This window comes from Enterobacter genomosp. O (assembly GCF_001022965.1).
GTDB classification, from domain to species: Bacteria; Pseudomonadota; Gammaproteobacteria; order Enterobacterales; family Enterobacteriaceae; genus Enterobacter; species Enterobacter cloacae_L.
This window is the reverse complement of the sequence record NZ_LECZ01000027.1, coordinates 371,149-388,193: the sequence shown is the minus strand read 5'-3', so window position 1 is coordinate 388,193 and position 17,045 is coordinate 371,149. Positions and strand designations below refer to the sequence as shown.

10 protein-coding genes and 1 pseudogene are annotated in these 17,045 nt (G+C 57.2%); 2 read left to right on the top strand and 9 right to left on the bottom strand.

Going from position 1 to position 17,045, the window contains the following annotated elements:
• Window positions 1-23: 23 nt before the first annotated feature.
• Window positions 24-488: a 4Fe-4S dicluster domain-containing protein gene (locus ABR39_RS20650; RefSeq protein WP_047348489.1), complete on the bottom strand. Its 465-nt coding sequence runs from the start codon at window positions 486-488 to the stop codon at window positions 24-26.
• Complete coding sequence (gene ygfT, locus ABR39_RS20645) at window positions 485-2,425, bottom strand: formate-dependent uric acid utilization protein YgfT (RefSeq protein ID WP_047348488.1); 1,941 nt, start codon at window positions 2,423-2,425, stop codon at window positions 485-487. Before ygfT ends, ABR39_RS20650 begins: the two co-directional genes overlap by 4 nt.
• Before the next feature lie 429 nt (window positions 2,426-2,854).
• Between ygfT and ABR39_RS20640 the strand changes: the two genes are divergently transcribed.
• Window positions 2,855-4,327 carry a nucleobase:cation symporter-2 family protein gene (locus ABR39_RS20640; RefSeq protein WP_047348487.1) on the top strand — a complete coding sequence of 491 codons (1,473 nt, stop codon included), beginning with the start codon at window positions 2,855-2,857 and terminating at the stop codon, window positions 4,325-4,327.
• 143 nt (window positions 4,328-4,470) lie between these two features.
• Complete coding sequence (fdhF, locus tag ABR39_RS20630; protein WP_082132664.1) at window positions 4,471-6,624, top strand: formate dehydrogenase subunit alpha; 2,154 nt, start codon at window positions 4,471-4,473, stop codon at window positions 6,622-6,624.
• Window positions 6,625-6,672: 48 nt separating this feature from the next.
• Here the strand turns inward: fdhF and ABR39_RS20625 are convergent, their stop codons facing one another.
• From ABR39_RS20625 to ABR39_RS20600, 7 genes and pseudogenes are all read right to left on the bottom strand, one after another.
• Entirely contained in the window at window positions 6,673-7,131 is a 459-nt protein-coding gene (locus tag ABR39_RS20625) for a (2Fe-2S)-binding protein (RefSeq protein WP_047348484.1), read from the bottom strand.
• 43 nt (window positions 7,132-7,174) lie between these two features.
• A complete protein-coding gene (locus ABR39_RS20620; protein ID WP_047348483.1) occupies window positions 7,175-10,381 on the bottom strand; it encodes a molybdopterin cofactor-binding domain-containing protein in 3,207 nt (1,068 codons plus the stop codon).
• A gap of 272 nt (window positions 10,382-10,653) precedes the next feature.
• Window positions 10,654-10,764 (bottom strand): annotated as a pseudogene (locus tag ABR39_RS25755) (copper-binding protein); the annotation flags it as partial.
• A gap of 79 nt (window positions 10,765-10,843) precedes the next feature.
• Window positions 10,844-13,984, bottom strand: coding sequence for a Cu(+)/Ag(+) efflux RND transporter permease subunit SilA (silA, locus tag ABR39_RS20615; protein WP_047348482.1), 3,141 nt, complete (start codon window positions 13,982-13,984; stop codon window positions 10,844-10,846).
• Between the two features lie 10 nt (window positions 13,985-13,994).
• On the bottom strand, window positions 13,995-15,245 hold the full coding sequence (locus tag ABR39_RS20610) for an efflux RND transporter periplasmic adaptor subunit (RefSeq protein WP_047348481.1): 1,251 nt from the start codon (window positions 15,243-15,245) through the stop codon (window positions 13,995-13,997).
• 11 nt (window positions 15,246-15,256) lie between these two features.
• Window positions 15,257-15,595: a cation efflux system protein CusF gene (gene cusF, locus ABR39_RS20605; RefSeq protein WP_047348480.1), complete on the bottom strand. Its 339-nt coding sequence runs from the start codon at window positions 15,593-15,595 to the stop codon at window positions 15,257-15,259.
• Window positions 15,596-15,622: 27 nt separating this feature from the next.
• Complete coding sequence (locus ABR39_RS20600; RefSeq protein WP_047348479.1) at window positions 15,623-17,008, bottom strand: efflux transporter outer membrane subunit; 1,386 nt, start codon at window positions 17,006-17,008, stop codon at window positions 15,623-15,625.
• Between the last annotated feature and the right edge of the window lie 37 nt (window positions 17,009-17,045).

Sequence of the window (17,045 nt, the reverse complement as noted above, 5' to 3'; positions counted from 1 at the left end):
CCGGGCCACGCCCGGCTATAACGTCAGAATGCGGTGGTTATCTTGCGCTGCTTTTGCATTTCCGCCAGCGCCTCGCCGGTGATTTTACTTAATGCCGCCGTTGGGCAGACGTCAATACAGGCCGGGCCGCGCTCGCGACCGTAGCAGAGATCGCACTTCACAATCGTAACTGCCTGATTTTTGGCTACCTCGACGGTAATCACGCCAAACGGACAGGCCACCACGCAGCTTTGACAGCCGATACAGCGAGCGGCATCGGCTTCCACCCGCTCGTCCCCCATGGTTAATGCGCCCACCGGGCACGCCCCCGCGCAGGGGGCATTTTCACACTGATGGCACATTACCGGCACGCTAAGCGTATTCAGACGCAGCACCGTTAAGCGCGGCGCGAACGCCGCATGTTCTGTGGCATGTTCCAGCGCGCAGGCTATCTCGCAGGTGCGACAGCCAATGCAGGACGCCGGGTTGGCCATGATAAAGCTGGTCATTCCCCCTCCTTGCTGTTAAACAGCGTCAGCATTTCACTGGCGGCCTGACGCCCCGCCACCATCGCCGTGACCACCAGGTCAGCGCCGTGCACCGCGTCACCGCCGGCAAAAATCTTGTCGTTGCTGGTTTGCGTGATGCCGCGACCGCTGCCGCCGGTACGGATTTGCCCCCAGCGGTCCAGCTGTACGCCGTGGCCGCGTAGCCACGGCATATCGTGGGCCTGGAAACCAAATGCCATGATCAGCACATCCGCCTGTAGCTCAAAGCCGGAGCCCACAATCGGCCTTGGACGGCGGCGTCCATCCGGCCCGGGCTCTCCCATGTCGGTGCGAATCATGCCGACCGCGCTGACCTGCCCCTTACGGTTGCGCTGGATATACTGCGGCTGGACGTTGAACTGGAATTCCACACCTTCCTCCCGCGCGTTGACCACCTCTTTTATAGAGCCGGGCATGCTCAGCTCGTCGCGACGATAGGCGCAGGTCACGCTCGCGGCTCCGCGCCGCACCGCCGTACGCAGGCAATCCATCGCGGTATCGCCGCCGCCCAGCACCACCACGTGCTTGTCCTGAATATCAATAAGCGGGTACTCCGCGCTCTCTTCAAGCCCCATCACCTCGCGGGTGCTGGCGATCAGGAACGGCAGCGCCTGGATCACGCCAGCCGCGTCTTCACCTTCCAGCCCCGCGGCCATCAGGCCATAGGTCCCGACGCCGAGGAATACCGCATCGTAATTGGCGACCAAATCGTTAAAGTCGACATCACGCCCAACTTCCTGGTTTAAATGAAATTGAATACCCATTTCGCTGAAGATCGTCCGGCGCATGTCAAGGATCCCTTTATCCAGCTTGAAGGGCGGGATACCAAACGTCAGCAGGCCGCCAATCTCCGGATGCTTATCAAAGACATCCACCTGCACCCCCGCACGCACCAGGATATCGGCGCAGCCCAGCCCCGCAGGCCCCGCGCCAATAATGGCAACCCGCTCCTTGCGCGGCGTCACGCCAGCCATCTTCGGACGCCAGCCCATCGCCAGCGCGGTGTCGGTGATGTAGCGCTCGAGATTGCCAATCGCCACCGCGCCCCCCTCGTTTTTCAGCGTACAGGCCCCTTCGCATAAGCGATCCTGCGGGCAAACGCGGCCACAAATTTCCGGCAATGAGCTGCTCTGATGGCACAGCTCCGCCGCTTCAATGATTTTTCCTTCATTAACGAGGCGAATGAAATCGGGAATGTGGTTATGCAGTGGGCAGGTCCAGTTGCACCACGCTTTCTGCGCGCAGCTCAGGCAGCGTTCGCTCTCATATTCCGCTTCTGAGCAGCCCAGACCGTAGTAAATCTCCTCGAAATGCGTTTTGCGCAGCGCTGCGTCGACCTTTTTCGCCCCGACGCGAGGGGGTTTAGCGAGGAACATGTCACGAAGCCGCGGCTGGCGCGGCTGCACCGGCTGCCCGAGTACGGTACGCGTCTGGCGCTCGCGGCGGATTTTTTCTAGCTGCTGCTCATCCATCAGGCGCAGCGCCTGCGTTGGGCAGGTGGCCACGCAGGCCGGTTGTCCGCTGGGGTGTTCGCTGCACAGGTCGCATTTCTGCGCCAGCTGCGGCGCGTCTTCATTGGCAGCGACCATTTCGATAGCCCCGAACGGACAGCTAATGACGCAGTTCTTACAGCCAATACATTTTTCCTGCTTCAGCTGAATACTGTTGTTAGCGAAATAGAGCGCCTCCGTTGGGCAGGACGCCACGCAGGGCGCGTCGTTACAGTGGTGACAAGTGGCGGTACGGCTCTCTTTACGGTGGAAAACAACCTGAATGCGCGGCGTGAAATCGCGACGCTGCAGCGGCCAGTTATCCTGATGATGGGCGGTCACGCAGGCAACCTCACAGGCATGACAACCAATACAGCGGGTGGCATCAGCCACAATAAATCGGTTCATTGGCTTCCCTTTTATTCAGATATTCATCAAGGGTCGCGATGCAATATTCAGGCGCATTTTGGGTTTCGCGTCTGCTGGGGTTATTTTTTGCGATGCAGGTCAAATAAACAATTATTCTCATTTTTCCGCGTCGGCGTCTTTTATCTTATTCGATACCAAAATGAGAGAGTTACTCTCATAGTGATACCCGGGTATTTATCCCCTCTTTCATTCCTGTTTCACCACCGCGCAGTTATTTCCAACAAGTCGTGACTCCATTCACAAAAATATTCTTTGCTCCGCTAAACGGTTAATTCTGGCACAGCTTACGCATAGTTATCGCCGTGCGCGCAACACGCTGATGGCGACATCAGTTCAGGGAGGCAACTGCCTTCGAATCGTAACTTCCGCTCTCAACCAAGCGAAAGTCGTAAAGGAGATAACCACCTCATGAAAGATTCAGCCACTCCCGCCTCACGCTCGACGGCTTCAACGGCGCCGGTCGATGAGGTTTTGCCGATAACGCAAATGATTCTCTACGGACTGCAGCACGTACTGGTGATGTACGCCGGCGCGGTGGCCGTTCCTCTGGTGGTCGGCAACGCCGTTGGCCTGCCCGCCGAGCACATCATTCTATTGATTAGCGCCGATCTGTTTATCTGCGGCGCGGCAACCATCGTCCAGTCAATGGGGATTCGTCCCTGGCTCGGCTGCCGTTTACCGTTGATTCAGGGCTGCACTTTCGCCGCGCTGATCCCGATGGTGCTGATTGGCAAAGAGTACGGTATCGGGACCATTTCCGGTTCGGTGATTGTCTCGGGGATCTTTATCCTCTGCTGCGCGCCGTGGATTAGTCGCCTGATTCGTTTCTTTCCCAGGGTGGTGATGGGCAGTATTGTCACGCTGATTGGCCTGTCGATCATGCCGGTGGCCGGCGGGTGGATAGGCGGCGGGAGCACTGAAATGCAAGGCTTCGGCGACCTGTTTTCCCTGATGATGGCCGCGATTACGCTGGTCATCATTCTCAACCTGTACACCTTCGCCACCGGGGTGGTGAAAAACACGGCGGTGCTGATCGGGCTGATTATCGGCACAATCCTCTGGAGCTTCTTCAAGCCGCTCGACCTTCACCTGGTGAACGCCACCCCGTGGCTGCATCTGCCGACGGTCATGCAGTTTGCCCGCCCTGAGTTTCATATCGTTCCCGTCGCCCTGCTGTCCATGGTCATGGTCGTGGTGATGGTGGAAACCATGTCCTCGATTATGGCCACCGGCGATATCGTCGGTAAGAAAGTGGATGCCACCATGCTGCGCAACGGCCTGAACACCTGCGGGCTGGCCACCACCATTTGCGGCTTCTTCAACCTTTTCCCCTATGCCGCTTTTGCACAGAACGTCGGCCTGATCGGCCTGACCGGCGTACGCAGCCGCTTTGTGGTATCGGTCTCTGGTGCGATTCTCATTTTGATGGGCCTGTTCTCGAAAATGGCCGCGCTGGTCGTGCTGATCCCAAAGCCGATCCTCGGCGGTGCCGGGATCGTGATGTTTGGCATGGTCGCCGTCTCCGGTATTCGTACCCTTGGCCAGGTCGACTACCGTAACAATAACAATGGCATGGTGGTAGCACTGACGCTTGGTCTGGGCATGATGCCGGTCCTGGTACCGAACCTGTTTACCCAGTTCCCACCGATGATGCAGCTGTTCCTCCACAGCGGTATCACCATCGGGACGCTCACGGCAATCGTCGCCAACCTGACGCTCAACGGCAGCGTGCCACTGCGTATTTCTCACGATATTCCGGAACCCGATCCGCTGCCGCCGAGCGCCGCGGCGCGAAATATGGCGGTACGCACCGTTCGTATGTGGCTGCTGCTGCGCAAGGTGCAGAAGGGCCAACAGCCACAGCAAAGCGCGGGGGAATAATGCAAAACCGAATCATACTGGCGTTGCTGGTGCTGGCGTTAATGACCCTGCCCGCCGTCCAGCAGGCCATTGCCTTTGGGGTCCACAGCCGCTTTGATTTTTGGCTGTTTTTTTAGGATGTCACCCTTATCTGGAGAACCATGATGAAAAAAGTGACCACCGTCTGCCCTTACTGTGCCGCTGGCTGCAAGCTGCAGCTGGTGGTTGAGGACGGGCGGATCGTTCGCGCCGAGGCGGCGATGGGCAAAAACAACCAGGGTACGTTGTGCCTGAAAGGCTACTACGGCTGGGATTTTGTCCACGATACCCGCATTCTGACGCCGCGCCTGCAAACGCCGATGATACGCCGCCGGCGCGGCGGCAAGCTGGAAGCGGTCTCGTGGGATGAAGCGCTGGATTACGTCGCCACGCGGCTTAGCGAGATTAAAGCGAAATATGGCCCTGATGCCATTCAAACCACCGGTTCTTCTCGGGGTACCGGCAACGAAACCAACTATGTGATGCAAAAATTCGCCCGCGCGGTTATCGGTACCAATAACGTTGACTGCTGCGCGCGCGTCTGACACGGCCCTTCGGTTGCAGGTCTGCACCAGTCGGTCGGTAACGGCGCAATGAGCAATGCCATCACTGAAATTGATAACAGCGAACTGGTGTTTATCTTCGGCTACAACCCGGCAGATTCTCACCCTATCGTCGCCAACCATGTGCTTAATGCGAAGCGAAATGGCGCAAAAATTATCGTTTGCGATCCACGGCGTATTGAAACCGCCCGCATCGCCGATATGCACCTCCCGCTCAAAAACGGCTCTAATATCGCGCTGTTGAACGCCATTGGACACGTCATTATTGCGGAGGATCTTTACGACAAATCATTTGTTGCCCGGCGTTCTGAAGGCTTTGAGGAGTACCGTAAGATTGTCGAAGGCTATCCGCCGGAATCGGTTGAAGAGATTACCGGCATTAGCGCGCAGGACATTCGCGCCTGCGCCCGACTGTACGCCAGCGCGGGAACGGCCACGATTTTGTGGGGCATGGGCGTCACCCAGTTCTATCAGGGAGTCGAAACGGTGCGCTCGCTGACCAGCCTGGCGATTCTGACCGGCAATCTTGGCAAAGCGAGCGTCGGCGTCAACCCGGTTCGCGGGCAAAATAACGTGCAGGGGGCCTGCGATATGGGGGCCCTACCGGATACCTATCCGGGCTATCAGTTCGTAAAAGTGGCCGAAAACCGCGAAAAGTTCGCTAAAGCCTGGGGGGTTGAGAGCCTGCCGGCGCATACCGGCTATCGCATCAGCGAGCTGCCGCACCGCGCGGCACAGGGCGAAGTCCGTGCGGCGTACATCATGGGGGAAGATCCGCTGCAAACCGACGCCGAGCTGTCGGCGGTGCGCAAGGCGTTTGAGACGCTGGAGCTGGTAATTGTGCAGGATATTTTCATGACCAAAACCGCGTCCGCGGCCGACGTCATCCTGCCCTCCACATCGTGGGGCGAGCATGAAGGCGTTTATACCGCTGCCGACCGTGGGTTCCAGCGCTTCTTTAAAGCGGTGGAGCCACAGTGGGATCTGAAAACCGACTGGCAGATCGTCAGCGAAATCGCCACCCGCATGGGTTATCCGATGCACTACCGTAACACGCAGGAAATCTGGGATGAACTGCGCCATCTGTGTCCGGACTTCTTCGGCGCCACCTATGAGAAAATGGGCGAGCTGGGGTACGTGCAGTGGCCGTGCCGCGATGAATCTCCAGCAGATAAGGGAACCTCATGGCTATTCGAAGATCGTTTCTCCACGCCAGACGGGCTGGCGCACTTTTTCACCTGCGACTGGGTGGCACCGATCGACAAATTGACCGAGGAATTTCCCATGGTGCTCTCCACGGTACGCGAAGTGGGCCACTACTCGTGCCGCTCGATGACCGGGAACTGTACGGCGCTCTCTGCGCTGGCGGATGAACCGGGCTATGCGCAGATCAACACCGCCGACGCGGCGCGTTTAGGCATTGTCGATGAAGCACTGGTGTGGGTGAACTCGCGTAAGGGGCGGATTATTACCCGGGCGAACGTGAGCGATCGGCCAAACAAAGGAGCCATTTACATGACCTACCAGTGGTGGATTGGCGCCTGTAACGAACTGGTCACGGAAAACCTCAGCCCCATCACTAAAACCCCGGAGTACAAGTACTGTGCGGTACGGGTAGAGGCAATTACCGATCAGGCGGCAGCAGAGCGCTACGTTAAAGAAGAGTATGCGAAGCTCAAAGCACGGCTGCGTGAATGCAGCGAGGGTCACGCGTAAACGTCGCTGTTGGGGAGGTCTGAACCTCCCCGGCGCGCCATCATGGCGTTATGACTTTAACGCGTGGTGGATAGAATCAAGAATCGGCTGGTAGCCGGTGCAGCGACAGATATTCCCTTCCAGCACGTCTTTCAACTGTTCGTCACTCGGCTGTGGCACTTCCTGCAGCAGCGCGGTCGTACTGACCAGCACGCCCGGCGTGCAGAAACCGCACTGTACGCCGCCTTTCTCCACAAAAGCATGCTGTAATTTTTGCGTAATCGGGTTGTCGTTTAGCCCTTCCAGGGTGGTGATTTCCGCTTCATCGCACTGTTCGGCCAGCACCAGACAGGAACAGACCGCTTTGCCGTCCATCATCACCGTACAGGCGCCGCATTCACCAATAGAACAGCCTTCCTTCGTTGCGGTTAACTTCAGCGTGTTGCGGACCAAATCCAGCAGGCGCATATTGCCTTCGACTTTGGCTTCTACCAGTTTGCCGTTAACCTTCACTTTAATGATACTCATTGTTTTGTCCTCGACAGGGCGCCTGGCGCCCTGCTTTCACTGATTATTGAGCGGATGCCTGCGCCATCATGTCGCGGAACATGCTGACAAAAACCGGCTGCTTATAGGCGGCGGACCAGCGTTTGCCGATGGCGGCATAAATCAGCTTGTCCAGCACCTCGCAGGCGCTATCAATGGTTTGCGGCGTGATGCGCTGCCCCAGCAGACAGCGCTCAACGTCAAGCAGACGCTGCGGTTTGCTGAACAACGCGCCGTCGACCAGGCGGCAATAGCTGACGGTACCGTCAGCAGCGAACTCCAGCAGCGCGGTTAAGCTCTGACGGGTAATGTTCAGCGCGTTTCGCCGTCCCAATTGATGGTAAAACCCCTTCGCTTTAGGGTGCGCCGGAGCCGGGAGAATCACGCGAGTGAGCAGCTCATCCGGCTGGCGTTGCGTTTTGTAGCCCGAGAGCAGAAACTCGGCCAGCGACATGCGCCGGGTTGCGGTGTGGGAACGCAGTTCGATGCTGGCATCGTAAAGAATCGATGGCGGAATCGAGTCGCCGCACGGCGCGGCGTTGACGATATTGCCGCCGATGGTTGCGCGGTTACGGATCTGGTGAGAACCGACCGTATGGCAGGCCTGCACCAGCAGCGGGTAGCGTTCGCGCAGCAGCGGATGGTCAGTAATACGGTTAAAGGTGACCGCCGCGCCGATGGACACCTCATGGCTTTGCGGATCTTCCGTTATCCCGGTCAGCTCGCTGAGGCGGGAGATATCGACCAGCCTCACCGCTTTGGTTTGCAGCCGCCCCTGCACGATGACGTCTGTCCCGCCCGCAATTGCGGTGACACCGTCACTTTTCAGTAGTGCCAGCGCCTCATCCAGACTCTTCGGCCGCGTCACCGTGACGTCGGTAAGCCGCAGCACCTGCTTTTTGTTCTCCTGCTCAATCATCAGCTCGCTCTGGCGCGCCGGTTTTTTCAGGTTATAGCCGAGAATCACCTGCTCCAGCGTCAGCGGCAGGTGGTTAAAACGCGTGCCCAGCGCGAAGCTTACGGCGTTGTTGATGGCGGCCGCCGCCAGCTCGGTGGCCGGTTCGCCAATGCCTTTCGCCCCCAGCGGGCCCGCTTTATCCGGGTTTTCCACCCCGATCACCGTAATGGAGGGAATGTCCTTGATGGTCGGCAGCAGGTAGCTGTCAAAGTTCTCGGACTTCACCTGCCCGTGTTCAATATTAAAATCTTCCAGCAGCGCGTAGCCAAAGCCCTGTGCGATGCCGCCGCATACCTGGCCTTCAAAGCCGACCGGGTTCAGCACCTGGCCCACGTCATGCGCAGCGGTCACGTGCAGCAGGTCGGTCTTACCGGTGCTGGTGTTGACCCGCACTTCCGCAACCTGGCAGCCATATACCCAGGTGAAATACGGGCTGCCGCAGCCTTTTTCTTCATCCCAGTGGATCGGCGGCGGCACAAACCAGCCGTACTCGGTGAGGCTGACGCTGGCCCATTTGGTTTTATTGACCGCATCTTTAAACGCTATGCGCTGGCTATCATCCTGTTTATTGATGATAAAACCGTCCTGCCAGCAGGTATCTTCAAGGCATGTCGCGCCGATGGTCTCGCCCACCACGCTCAGAATGCGCCGCTTAATTTTCTCCGCGGCATCCAGAATCGCCCCGCCGCCGACCATCGTCCCGCGCGTGGCGGCGGTCGAGCCGCCGTCGCCAATCACTGAGGTGGGCGGTTCGCTGAAGTGGATGTCGGTCATTGTTATCCCGAAAGCTTCAGCGGCGATAAGCGACATTGTGGTTTGTAGGCCCTGACCGTTTTCCGATACCGACGTAGAGAGATTAACGCTGCCATCTTCGTTGACCTGAATCAGCGCCGTTGAGGTATCAACCCCTTCCGCGCCAATGGAGCAACCGCGATAGCTGAGCGCCAACCCAATGCCGTAGCGATACACGCCGCCTTGCTCGTTCAGTACCTGGTAATGCTCACGCTTCGCCATAAATTCCGCCGAGGCGGCCGCCTTTTTCAGCACCTCGCATGCCGACACCGTATGCTGATCGAAAACCTGTCCAGTCACGGACGTATCGCCCTGACGTAATGCATTGATTTCACGAATTTCAACCGGTGAGATATTGAGATATTCAGCGATTTCATCCATCAATGATTCATTGGCATAAACCACCTGCGGCGAGCCAAAACCGCGCATCGCGGAGGTATAGCTGTTATTGGTGTACACCGCCTTTACATCGATATGCACGTTGGGAATCGCATACGGGCCAGCCGCCTGTACGGAAGATCGCCAGGTGACAAACGGCGATGAGGCCGCATAGCCGCCGCTGTCGGCCAGAATATCGATTTTCATTGCCTGGATACGTCCGGCGTCGTTCAGCCCTACCTTGTATTTCATTTTGTAGGGGTGGCGTTTGCAGCTTTCAATGATGGACTGTTCGCGGGTATAGGCGAACTTGATCGGCTTCCCGGTCAGGCGCGTCAGAAGCGCCGAGCGGCAGGCAAGATGATCGATAACGTCATCCTTACCGCCAAACGACCCTCCCATGACCGCGCGCTTGACGTTGATTTGGCTCTGCGGGCAGCCCATAAATTTGGCCACAAAGCCGCGCACCCGGTGAGGGTTCTGAATAGATCCGGAAATAATCAGGCTGCCGTCAGTAGGGTCCAGCCATGTCAGTACCACTTCCGGTTCAATATAGGCGTGTTCCTGGAAGCCGACCTCATATTCGCGTTCAAGGATATGCCGGGAGTCGGCAAATCCCTTTTCGATATCGCCTTTAATGGTGTGGTGATGCGCGGCAATATTGTCGTCGCGCTCCGGGTGAATTCGTCGTGCACTGGGCGCCAGCGCCGCTTCCACGTCGGTGAGCGGCGCATACGGCGTGTAGCGCACGTGGATTTTATCGGCTGCTTCGCACGCCGCTTCATAGGTGGTCGCGGCGACAACGGCGATAACGTCGCCGTGAAAGACCACCTCGTCTTTGACTATCGGCAGGTAATCTTTAACGATAACGCCCACCACCGGCGTGCCGGGAATATCCTGCCAGGTGGCAATCCTCACCACGCCGTCTACCGCCAGCGCGTCGCTAAGATCCAGCTCGTCGATTTTTCCTGCGGGAATATCCGCATAGCGACAAACGCCGTAGAGCATATCCGGCAGTGTTATATCATCGCCATATATGGCGGTTCCTTTGACTTTCGCCAACCCATCCACGCGCCCTGGCGACGCTGAACGCAAAGCACACATAATGCTCCCCTTATTATCAATCCTGTAAGTAGCCACGGGAAAAGCCCATCGCTACGTACAAATCCAAGATTTGTGCCAGAGATCAACGAGGTGAACATCAGGGTTCGTTTTTGTGATTGTGCACGCGTAAAAACCGCGTCGTTGCGTGAAAAGCGTCTATCAAAAGCGGCGCTGCGTGAGAATGATTCCCGTGCAGCGCCGTTTTTATCAAAGTAATAATCTGTTTTATCAAAATAATAATGGCTTAACGCGCGCAGACCGAAAAGTGTAGATTATCTTCCGGTCATCTGGCGGCGATGCTGTTCAGCCTGCTGCTGATGGCTGACCGAAGACTGGCCGTTATTCGCCATCTCGTGAGCAATCGCTGCCTTCTCATGTTCATTCCAGAGCCGGGCGCAAGCTTATCAGCCAGACGCGCTAAGCATTCATCCCGTAAAAAACCCGCCGTTACCGGCGGTTTTTTTATGGCTTTTTATGCCTGCGCAACCAGATTAGCTTGTACGCCGCAGGAATAATAAACAGCGATAACAGCGGCGCCGTGATCATCCCGCCAATCATCGGTGCCGCTATCCGGCTCATGACCTCCGATCCGGCACCGGTCCCCCACAGAATGGGCAGCAGACCGGCAATGATCACCGCGACGGTCATCGCTTTTGGCCGCACGCGCAGCACGGCGCCATGATAGAGGGCGTCATCAAGCCCCTGCTCGGTGAATGTTTCGCGCTGGGACAGCGCCGGATGCGCTTCAATGGCATGGCGTAAATACATCAGCATGACCACCCCAAACTCAGCCGCCACTCCGGCCAGGGCGATAAACCCGGTGCCGGTTGCGACAGACATATGGAAGCCCTGCCAGTACAGGAACCATATCCCTCCCACCAGCGCGAACGGCAGGCTCATCAGGATCAGCAACGCCTCATCCACGCGTCGGAACGCCAGATACAGCAGAATGAAAATGATCATCACCGTCATCGGCACCATTAGCTTCAGTTTCTTATTCGCATGTTCCAGAAGCTCAAACTGGCCGGAGAACGACACGCTGGTTCCCGGTCTCAGCTTCACGTTCTGGCTGATGGCGGTCTTAAGGTCATTTACCACCGACACCATATCTCTGCCGCGGGCATCAATATAAATCCAGCTCGCAGGCCGGGCATTTTCCGTTTTCAGCATCGTCGGGCCGGAAACGACACGAATATCCGCCACATCCCCCAGCGTGATCTGCTGTTTCATCGGCGTCAGGATCGGCATCTGCTTCAGCGCGCTCGGGCTGTTCCGGTAGTCCTGGGGATAGCGAATGTTAATCGGGTATCGCGCGACGCCTTCCACCGTTTCTCCCACCGTCGCACCGCCGATGGCCGATGAAACAAACAGCTGCACATCGCCTACCGTCATCCCGTAGCGGGAGGCTTTTTCCCGATTAATATCGACATCAATGTAGCGCCCGCCCTCCAGACGTTCAGCCAGGGCCGACACCACGCCCGGCACCGTTTTGGCTACCGCCTCGATGCTCTGCGCCGTGGCGTCGATATCCGATAAAACGGTCCCTGACACCTTGATACCAATAGGGCTTTTGATCCCGGTGGAAAGCATGTCTATCCGGTTGCGGATCGGCGGTACCCAGAGGTTCGCCAGGCCAGGCAAGCGAACGGTCTTGTCGAGTTCGTCAATAATCTTGTCAATCGTCATGCCGGGCCGCCACTCATTCTCAGGTTTAAGCTGAATGGTGGTTTCCACCATTTCAAGCGGCGCGGAGTCCGTTGCGGTCTCTGCCTTACCCGTTTTACCAAACACAGAGGCCACTTCAGGAACAGTTTTGATGAGCTTGTCCGTGGTCTGTAACAGCGCCGCCGCTTCCGCCGGAGAGACGCCCGGCAGCGTCGACGGCATATACAGCAGGTCACCTTCATTGATCTTCGGCAGGAACTCCCCGCCCACCTGGCTCAGCGGCCAGATAACCGTGAAGATGGACAAGGCCGCAACCAGCAGGGTGGTTTTTGGCCAACGAAGCACCTTAAGCAGCAGCGGATGATAGGCTCCGATCAGCAGCCGGTTCAGCGGGTTACTGTTCTCTGCGGGTATTTTTCCCCGGATCCAGAACCCCATCAGAATCGGAATGACGATGATAGCCAGCGCGGCCGCGCCCGCCATGGCGTACGTTTTCGTAAAGGCCAGCGGGCCGAACAGCCGCCCTTCCTGACCCTCAAGGGTAAAAATAGGAATGAACGATAACGTAATGATCAGCAGGCTGATAAACAGCGCTGGCCCCACTTCCACGGAGGCATTGGTGATGACGTTCCAGCGCGTGGCGTTGTCAATGTCTTCCCCGGGGTGCTGACGATCCCACTCTTCCAGCCGCTTATGCGCGTTTTCAATCATCACGATGGCGGCATCGACCATCGCGCCGACGGCGATGGCGATACCGCCCAGGGACATAATATTGGCGTTCAGCCCCTGGAAGTGCATGACGATAAAGGCGATGCACAGGCCAAGCGGCAGAGAGATAATCGCCACCAGCGCGGAGCGGACGTGCCAGAGGAACAGCGCGCAGACGATGGCCACCACGATAAACTCTTCGAGCAGCTTGCCGCTCAGATTATCAATGGCCCGGTCGATGAGCTGGCTGCGATCGTAGGTCGTGACAACCTCAACGCCTTCCGGCAGGCTGGCCTTCAGCGTTTCAAGCTTATCTTTTACCGCCGTGATGACCTCGCGCGCGTTTTTGCCCGAGCGCAGGATCACCACGCCACCCGCCACTTCACCCTGCCCGTTCAGCTCGGCAATCCCGCGGCGCATTTCTGGCCCCGTCTGCACGCGGGCAACATCGCGCAGGTAAATCGGCACACCGTTCTCGCCGGTTTTGAGGACGATGTTATTGAAATCGTCCATCGTCTGCAGATAGCCGCTGGCGCGGACCATATACTCCGCTTCCGCCATTTCAACTGACGATCCCCCGGCTTCCTGGTTAGAGGACGCAAGGGCCTGCTTAACCTCCGGCAGGCTGATGCCGTACTGAGACAGTTTTAACGGGTTGACCTGAATCTGATACTGCTTCACCACGCCGCCGACCGACGCCACCTCGGCGACGTTCGGGATAGTTTTCAGCTCGAACTTGAGGAACCAGTCCTGCAGCGAGCGCAACTCTGCGAGATCGTGTTTTCCGCTGCGATCCACCAGCGCATATTCAAAGATCCAGCCCACGCCCGTGGCGTCCGGGCCGATCTCTGAGCTCACGCCGACGGGCAGTTTGCCCTGTACCTGATTCAGGTACTCCAGCACGCGAGAACGCGCCCAGTACAGATCGGTCCCGTCTTCAAAAATAACGTACACGTACGAATCGCCGAACTGAGAAAACCCGCGCACGGTCTTTGCGCCGGGCACCGACAGCATGGTGGTAGTGAGCGGATAGGTCACCTGGTTTTCAACAATCTGCGGGGCCTGGCCGGGATAGCTGGTTTTGATAATCACCTGAACGTCAGACAGATCGGGCAAGGCATCGACCGGCGTGTTGATGATGGTCCATGTCCCCCAGACGCTGAGAAACAGCGCGCCCATCATCACCAGGAAACGGTTGGCGACCGACCGCCGGATAATCCATTCAATCATCATCGTCTCCTTAATGGCCTGAATGCGCGTCGTCAGCAGGTTCAGACTTGCGCATGCGCTCCAGCGCGCCGGTAATATTGGCCTCCGAGTCAATCAGGAACAGACCGCTAACCACCACCGAATCCCCTTCATTCAGGCCAGATCCAATACCAGACTGTTGCTGAGATTCATGCAGAACGTGGACAGGCTTCGGCACAAAGCGCCCCTCTGCATCAACGGTAATGACGCGCTGCTCTTTGCCGGTATCGATAACGGCCTGAGACGGGATCAACAGCATCTCCTGACTTTGGGTATTCAGCTTCAGGTACGCATTCATGCCCGGCTTCAGCAGCTCATCTTTGTTTGAGACCTGCAGACGCACCTGTAGCGTACGGGTGGTGGGGTCCACGCTCGGCAGAAGGTTCCATTTTTCAACCGGGAAAGATTTATCCGGCCAGGCCGGTACCGAAACGGCAAACTGCGAGGTGTCTTTCAGCAGATAAGCAATGGATTCAGGGACCGCCGCGCCGATCCAGACCGGATCCATCCCCTGAATCTGCGCCACCACCTTATCTTTCGATATATTCATGCCGGTGCGCAGGTCAAAGGCCGTGATAACCCCGTCGATAGGCGCCCTGATGGTAAAGCGGGTCTGAATCGTGCGGGTCGCACGCAGCCTCTGGATATCATCATCCGGCATGCCGGCCAGCCGCAGCCGCTCCAGAACCCCTTTTAGCTGCGTGGGCGTACCGCCGGTGCCGGAAAGCAGCAGGAACTCGCTCTGCGCTTCGACCCAGTCCGGGATCGTAATATCAACCAGCGGCGTGCCTTTCTTCACCTTATCTCCGAGGGTCAGCGGGTACACTTTCTCAACGAAACCCTCCGCGCGCGCCTGCACAATCACAAACTGATAGTCGTTATAGCTGACGTTCGCCGGGATCGTCTGGGCATAATTTAGCGTTCCGCGCGTCACCTTCTGCGTTTTTAACCCCAGGTTCTGCACCTGAGTCGGGTCAATTCGGATACCGGCACCGCTTTTATCGTCATTCTCGTCCGCGTATTTCGGCACCAGATCCATATCCATAAACGGCGATTTACCGGGCTTATCGAATTTAACGTCGGGTTTCATCGGGTCATACCAGAAAAGCACCGTTCTTTCAGGCGCGCTATTTTCTGTTTTTACCGATGAATGAAGAGCCTGCCATGCCGTCACCGAGATCAGCCCTCCCGCGATAAGGCTGCTGGCTATCACGGCAGCATATTTTATTTTTAAAGAGGCCATGCCGTTTCTCGCTATTTAATGCTCTTAAGTAAAGAGAGATTGCCCTGCTGAACAAACGAGAAATTAACGTGGCTACCGACTTTTAAGGCCTTGATGCTCTCGTCGGCCTGAATAAAGGTGAAGCGCATGGTCATCGCGGGCCAGCCAATTTCCGGAATGGCTTCGTGAGCAATCGTGACCTTTTTGTTCGTGAGATCGATCTCCTTCACGATGCCGGTTCCGGTGATAATCTGCTCTGAGCTCCCTTCGCTGGCGGCACTCATCTCCGCGTGCTGATGAACCTCGGCCTGGAGGCCGGCAGAAAAAATAATGATTGCACCAAATACAACGGCGTTAAGTGAATTGCGCATGTTTATATTCCTTTTCATTAAATGAGGTTATTCGACCCAGCCGCCGCCCAGCGCGGTGAAGAGATTAATTTCATTAACCTGTCGGGCATAAATAAGGTCGAGGATGTTTTGCCGCGTGGAAAAAAGCGATCGTTCCGCGTCTAATACTTCGATATAACTCACCGCGCCGCTGGTATATAACCCTCTGGCACGCTGCAGGGTGATGTTTAGCGAATCAAGATACCGCTGCTGCGCGGCAAGCTGCTGGCTGAGGCTGTCCCGCAGCGCGAGCGCGTCGGCGACCTGTTTAAAAGCGGACTGAATTTTTTGTTCGTAATTCACAACCGACTGCTGCTGGCGAATTTCGGCCAGCTTCAGGTTGGCTTTATTTCTGCCCGCATTAAAAATGGGAATGTCTATTTTGGGAATAAAGTTCCACATGCCGCTCCCGGACGTGAAGAGGCTGGATAATTCCGTGCTGCCTGTTGAAAGCCCGCTGGTCAGGGAGATGGACGGGAAAAAGGCGGCGCGCGCCGCGCCAATATTCGCATCGGCCGCTTTAAGCTGATACTCCGCCTCCATAATATCCGGGCGCTGGAGCAATATGGCCGATGAAAGACCGGGCGGCAGCGTTACCGGCGCAATATCACGGGCGTTCATTCCGCCGTCGCCCGGCAGCGCGCCATACGTCCCGAGGACCAGCTGCAGGGCATTATTGGCCTGCGCCAGCTCTCCCTCTCTTTTGGCGATTTCTGCCCGGGTGCTTTCGATCTGCCCCCGGGCCTGCTCCAGCGCCAGGACGTTCGTGCTGCCCGTCACCAGCTGTTGCTCAATGAACGCATAAGACTGCTGGTAATTTTTCAGCGTTTCCCGCGCGATGCGCAGCTGTTTATACGCCAGCTGCTGGTTGAAATAGCTCTGCGACACGTTGGAGACAAGCAGATTATGCACGGCGCGGCGGGCTTCTTCGCTGGCGAAAAAGTTTTGTCGGTCGGCATCGCTCATGTTCTTCAGCTTGCCGAAAAAGTTGAGTTCGTAGCTAAGCGCAAGACCCGCGTCGTACTGCTGTGAGGTGGGTTTGTCACTTTTCAGCCCCCCGCTGTAGGTGATGCTCGAGGAGGCGTTCAGTTGAGGATAACGATCCGCATCCGTCACGCTGAACTGCGCCCGGGCTTCTTCCACCTTCAGGGCGGCCATTTTGATGTCGCGGTTGTTCTTCAGGGCTTCTTTAATCAGTTCCGCTATCTGAGGGTCGACGAAGAAATTGCGCCAGCCGGTGTCCTGATACCCTGCCGCCGAAGGCGTCAGGCCGTTACGCGAGAGCGAAAACTGCTGGGGTACCGGTGACGCCGGGCGCGGGTATTCAGGGGCCAGCGAGACGCAGCCTGCCAGGATAAATACCGTACTGATGCTGAGTCGTTTTAACAGGAACATAGCGGTTCAAATGAATTCCAGAGTATTTTTAGGGCTA

Bases quoted from the DNA above. Each gene is read 5' to 3' on its own strand.
- ABR39_RS20650 (WP_047348489.1), bottom strand. From the start codon at position 488: ATGACCAGCTTTATCATGGCCAACCCGGCGTCCTGCATTGGCTGTCGC.
- ygfT (WP_047348488.1), bottom strand. From the start codon at position 2,425: ATGAACCGATTTATTGTGGCTGATGCCACCCGCTGTATTGGTTGTCAT.
- ABR39_RS20640 (WP_047348487.1), top strand. From the start codon at position 2,855: ATGAAAGATTCAGCCACTCCCGCCTCACGCTCGACGGCTTCAACGGCG.
- ABR39_RS20625 (WP_047348484.1), bottom strand. From the start codon at position 7,131: ATGAGTATCATTAAAGTGAAGGTTAACGGCAAACTGGTAGAAGCCAAA.
- ABR39_RS20620 (WP_047348483.1), bottom strand. From the start codon at position 10,381: ATGTGTGCTTTGCGTTCAGCGTCGCCAGGGCGCGTGGATGGGTTGGCG.
- silA (WP_047348482.1), bottom strand. From the start codon at position 13,984: ATGATTGAATGGATTATCCGGCGGTCGGTCGCCAACCGTTTCCTGGTG.
- ABR39_RS20610 (WP_047348481.1), bottom strand. From the start codon at position 15,245: ATGGCCTCTTTAAAAATAAAATATGCTGCCGTGATAGCCAGCAGCCTT.
- cusF (WP_047348480.1), bottom strand. From the start codon at position 15,595: ATGCGCAATTCACTTAACGCCGTTGTATTTGGTGCAATCATTATTTTT.
- ABR39_RS20600 (WP_047348479.1), bottom strand. From the start codon at position 17,008: ATGTTCCTGTTAAAACGACTCAGCATCAGTACGGTATTTATCCTGGCA.